Consider the following 3,993-nt stretch of genomic DNA (forward strand, 5'->3'; position numbering starts at 1 on the left):
ACAAGTCTGTCTATCGTCAACGGAATCAGGTGGAGCGCTGTTTCAATCGCTTGAAGCAAAACCGTCGCATTGCAACGCGCTATGAGAAAAAAGCTGAAAACTACCTTGCCATGATGACTCTAGCCTCTATCATGATGTGCCTGTAGTTTTAAAACACGCCCTAGTGATCAGTGCTATTTCTGGGTCTCTTCGTCTCCAGCACTTACTTCGGAGGTAAGGGTTTCTAGCTCCATCTCTAGTTGTTCTACAGAAGGTAAGCTCTCTTCAATTTCTTTAGTCAGCCGATGAGTAGCCACTCCGATAGGAGTACTGAGGTTGCGGAGGGTATACTCTACCACTGTTTTACTCTTAGATGTGCAGAGAATCAGTCCGATTGTGGGCTGGTCATCCGGATGGCGAATTAAATCATCAATCGCCGAGATGTAGAAATTGACCTGAGACCCAAAGCTGGGCTGAAAGTCCCCAATTTTCAATTCTACCACGACGTAACACCGTAAGCGCAAGTGATAGAAGAGGAGATCAATTCGATACTCTCTTCCATCCACTTCGACCGGAAATTGACTGCCCACAAAGGCAAATCCCACGCCGAGTTCCAGTAGAAAATCTCGAATATGGATAACGAGGGCATTCTCCAAATCTCGTTCTTGGGCATCTTTACTTAAAGATAAGAACTCTAAGTGGTAAGGGTCTTTCAGGAGACTGTTAGCGAGATCAGATTGTGGTTTGGGGAGTATTTGCTCGAAATTAGTTGTGGCGCTTCCCAATCGACGCTGCAGTTCGCTTTCAATTTGAAGAACGAGAATATCCCGACTCCAGCCATTCTGAATCGCTTGCTCAGCGTACCAGAGTCGCTCTTCCGTAGATTTCAACTTCTCCAGCAGTGCGATATTGTGCCGCCAAGGCAATTTTGCAACGCAGCGTTGCAAAATTGCTTCATCAGAATAGGCTTCTGCAAAAGACTTCATATATCGAATGTTACGCGCCGAAAATCCTTTCATTTCAGGAAATTCTCGCTTCAAGTCTAGGGCCAGTCGCTCTACAACTTTAGCGCCCCACCCCTGTTCTTGTTCTTTGGCTAGAATCTCCCGACCAATATGCCAATAAAGTGATATGAGCTCTTGATTGACCGCTAGTGCAGCTTGGATTTGAGAATGACGGATGCGCTCTTTAAGAGCGTTGAGGAAATCACTGTAGTCTTCTGAGGAAGAAAGGAAGTTTTTAGGCACAGAAATTATTCTCGCTCTTTAGCTAGCAAGGCTTGTTGAAAATTCACCCGTCATTTCAGCAAGTGTTTGACCTGCTCAAGCGTGTTTTCAAGAGTCTGCTGAAGTTCTTGTAACTGTTCGGCTGAAGCCTCAATCTCAGCCAGATTGAACCGTTGAACGCTAGATAAAAAGCGATCGACTCGCTTATCTCTAGGAGTTGAACTAGAATTTTGTAAGTATTTGGCTTTTTCTTGCGTAACCCACTGTTGTGTTTGAGTGGCTGAAAGATTTTGGCTCAGAACAGTTTTGATGCCTTTATTACGGAGCTTTAAACATTGCCGTTCTGAAATCCCGAGATCTGATGCAGAAAGTCGGTTTAGAATCAAGGCCTGAGCACAGCCCAGGCCTTGACCACGAACCGCTGCTTTCAGGTCAGAAGCAAGGTTTAATGCTGGAAAAATGTTGCGGTTCAAAGAGGCTGGATGCTCCTGTAGTCCTAGGAGAATCAAAAAAACTTCTAGCTCAGTTGAATCAATTTCAAGTTGCTCCAGAACCGCTTTTTGTTGTTCATGAGGCTGTAAGTGTAGACGCTCTCCTAAACTTTGCTTTTTGCGTTTCAACCGAGTTAAAACTCGATTAATAATGCGTGGCACCTCTTCAGGAGGAAGTTCAGGGACTTCATCACAAGCGATCGCAACTATTGTTTCCGCTTTGTCGAGGGCATTCAAGCCACGTCGATGCAAATTGGTGAGATAAGCTTTACGACGTAATATCCTTGAATCGGCAGGTTTCGTGGTAAAAACAGCTTCGATCGCGTCCCATCCTAAATGGGTTGCAGCTCGCCACCGACACTCGCCGTCAAACAACATTCCATCTTCAAACAGAATGATCGGATCGAGCTGTCCCTCTTGTTGTAGGGAGAGGGACATCGCCTCAACTTCTTCCGTAAACGTCTTCCGAGGTTGATTTGGGTTGGGATAAATCTCTTGAACTGAATATTGAATCGTACCCTGGTTTTGTTTCAAATGCTCCCGCAGTTGGCTGATCTGACTTTGTAACTGTGGGTGATCTAGGTTCTGAGAATCGGATCGCAGCTGTTCGATCTCAGCCATCAGTGTTTGCTCGTGAGAAATCTGCTGATTCAGTTGCTGTTCGAGCAATTGAATTTGTTCCCGTAAATTGTAAACCTCCTGAGTTTGGTCAACTTCAGAAAAAAAACTATCCACGTCGAGCCGATCGCGCTTTGCCACGCTTGCTTCCCTTCATTTCTTGTAAAATCGCTTGAGCAATAACTTCGATAGGTTCTAACGCTGGGTGGGTTGCTCGATGAACCCGGAGCGGAACTGCTTCTGACCAAGCATTTGTAAAGGCTGTGTAGTGTTTAATGGGCGGAAATACTCGATAGCCTCGCGCTTCATATCGAGGCGGTAATTCTTTGGAGAGCCTTTGATGTTCTGCTCCGTCTTCTACATTATTGATAGCAAACCCTAAAAATGCTGGGGGTGGAGAGAGTTGCAGCTCCTGTACATTGGCAGCATACCAGTCTAATAATACTCGGGTCCCATCGATTGCCTTTGCATCAGGCATCAAAGGAACCAACAGGTGAGTTGCAGCAATTAAAGCGGACTTGGGAATTTGCTCTAAGGTTGCTGGGCAGTCAAAGATAATTAAGTCGTGAGGAACTGGATAGTCAGAAAGTGCTTCCTTTAGTAACTTGCTGCCTCCTGTCTGGCTAAAGCTAGGCATTACTTTAAAGAGGGCGCTACCTCCTTGAAAGACTTCTAAGTTTTTGACGTGTTGCTCCCAAACGGGAGTCAAGGTGTAGGTGCCATCAAAGAAACCCGAGTAAAGCCAGGCAGTGGTTGCTTTGGGTGCGGGTGTTTTATTCAGGCGACAAGCAACATTAATGGAACCTTGGGGGTCTAGGTCGAAGATAGCCACTTTACGCCCTTGGCGAGCGACTTCGTATCCTAGATTCACTGCCAAAGTGGTTTTTCCCACCCCTCCAGCCCCAGTCATTATGGCAAGACGCATTTGGTTGGGCATAGCATATAGTGTCTAGTGAGGAAGGTAAATCCTGTACCGTAGCGTTACAGTACATCTCGTCCTTAACATCCACTACTTATAACCTGAACGGTGTTACTTGGCGATCGAATTTGAACAATTTCTTCGAGTTTGTTGGCAGATAGGCTAGTTTGTACCGTAGCGTTACAGTACAAATCTAGTCCCAGCGTGGAGCTCGCAGCAGCGGCAGCCAAACCTACTCCTGAGCACTTTGGCGTTAATTTCAAGAAGCGTAAATTGGCTGATTTGGGGAAGTGTTTCACTGGTTTCAACCCAAGCAAGCCCAAAGCCTTGAGCTCTGGGACGAGATTTCTGGTTGTGTTTGATGCGATCCCTGAGAGTCGCAGGCTTGGCTCCTAACTCTTGGCGAAGTTGCTGCTGGAGGGCTCTAAACTCGTCTAGAGGCGGCGGCAAATCATCCAGGATAGTCAAGCGCACCCGACTCCCTGGAGCGACCTCCCCGACCAAAACGCGAGCCGTGGCATCCACAACCTTCCCCATCGACTGTCCTTCCATCACTTCTGCCGAAGTAATGGGCCGGACGTAATAATCGGTTTCTGGATGCTGAAGAAAGAAGTCGCGGTCTTGCTGCATGACCTGCTCCAGTTGCTCTCAGATCTTGCACCAAGGCTTAAAAGGTGGCAGAAAGGGCGTGAAACTAATAGACCGCAAGAACCATGGACATTCTTGCCCACGCCCAAGAACTAATCTATCACTTGCTCGA

The 3,993-nt window shown here is 46.8% G+C and carries 5 protein-coding genes; 1 reads left to right on the forward strand and 4 read right to left on the reverse strand.

What is annotated here, in order from left to right; genetic code table 11:
* Positions 1-146 (forward strand): transposase (locus tag H6F72_RS05955; protein ID WP_190431017.1); only part of this gene is annotated, 146 nt, incomplete at its 5' end.
* Between the two features lie 27 nt (positions 147-173).
* Here H6F72_RS05955 and H6F72_RS31035 read toward each other — a convergent pair.
* From H6F72_RS31035 to H6F72_RS05975, 4 genes are all read right to left on the reverse strand, one after another.
* The gene (locus tag H6F72_RS31035; protein WP_190432745.1) at positions 174-1,226 is read right to left on the reverse strand and encodes a PDDEXK nuclease domain-containing protein; all 1,053 of its coding nucleotides are present in this window, start codon (positions 1,224-1,226) and stop codon (positions 174-176) included.
* A 50-nt stretch (positions 1,227-1,276) separates the two neighbouring features.
* Positions 1,277-2,455 carry a ParB N-terminal domain-containing protein gene (locus H6F72_RS05965; RefSeq protein WP_190432747.1) on the reverse strand — a complete coding sequence of 393 codons (1,179 nt, stop codon included), beginning with the start codon at positions 2,453-2,455 and terminating at the stop codon, positions 1,277-1,279.
* Positions 2,424-3,251 (reverse strand): ParA family protein, encoded by an 828-nt coding sequence (locus H6F72_RS05970; RefSeq protein WP_242016812.1) that lies wholly within the window; start codon positions 3,249-3,251, stop codon positions 2,424-2,426. The genes H6F72_RS05965 and H6F72_RS05970 overlap by 32 nt, the downstream gene beginning before the upstream one ends.
* 162 nt (positions 3,252-3,413) lie before the next feature.
* Positions 3,414-3,863 (reverse strand): hypothetical protein, encoded by a 450-nt coding sequence (locus tag H6F72_RS05975; RefSeq protein ID WP_190432748.1) that lies wholly within the window; start codon positions 3,861-3,863, stop codon positions 3,414-3,416.
* Positions 3,864-3,993: the final 130 nt, after the last annotated feature.

The organism is Trichocoleus sp. FACHB-46, from assembly GCF_014695385.1.
In the GTDB taxonomy this organism is placed as follows: domain Bacteria; phylum Cyanobacteriota; class Cyanobacteriia; order FACHB-46; family FACHB-46; genus Trichocoleus.

Coding starts and splice junctions, on each gene's coding strand:
- H6F72_RS05975 (WP_190432748.1), bottom strand. CDS start 3,863: ATGCAGCAAGACCGCGACTTCTTTCTTCAGCATCCAGAAACCGATTAT.
- H6F72_RS05970 (WP_242016812.1), bottom strand. CDS start 3,251: ATGCCCAACCAAATGCGTCTTGCCATAATGACTGGGGCTGGAGGGGTG.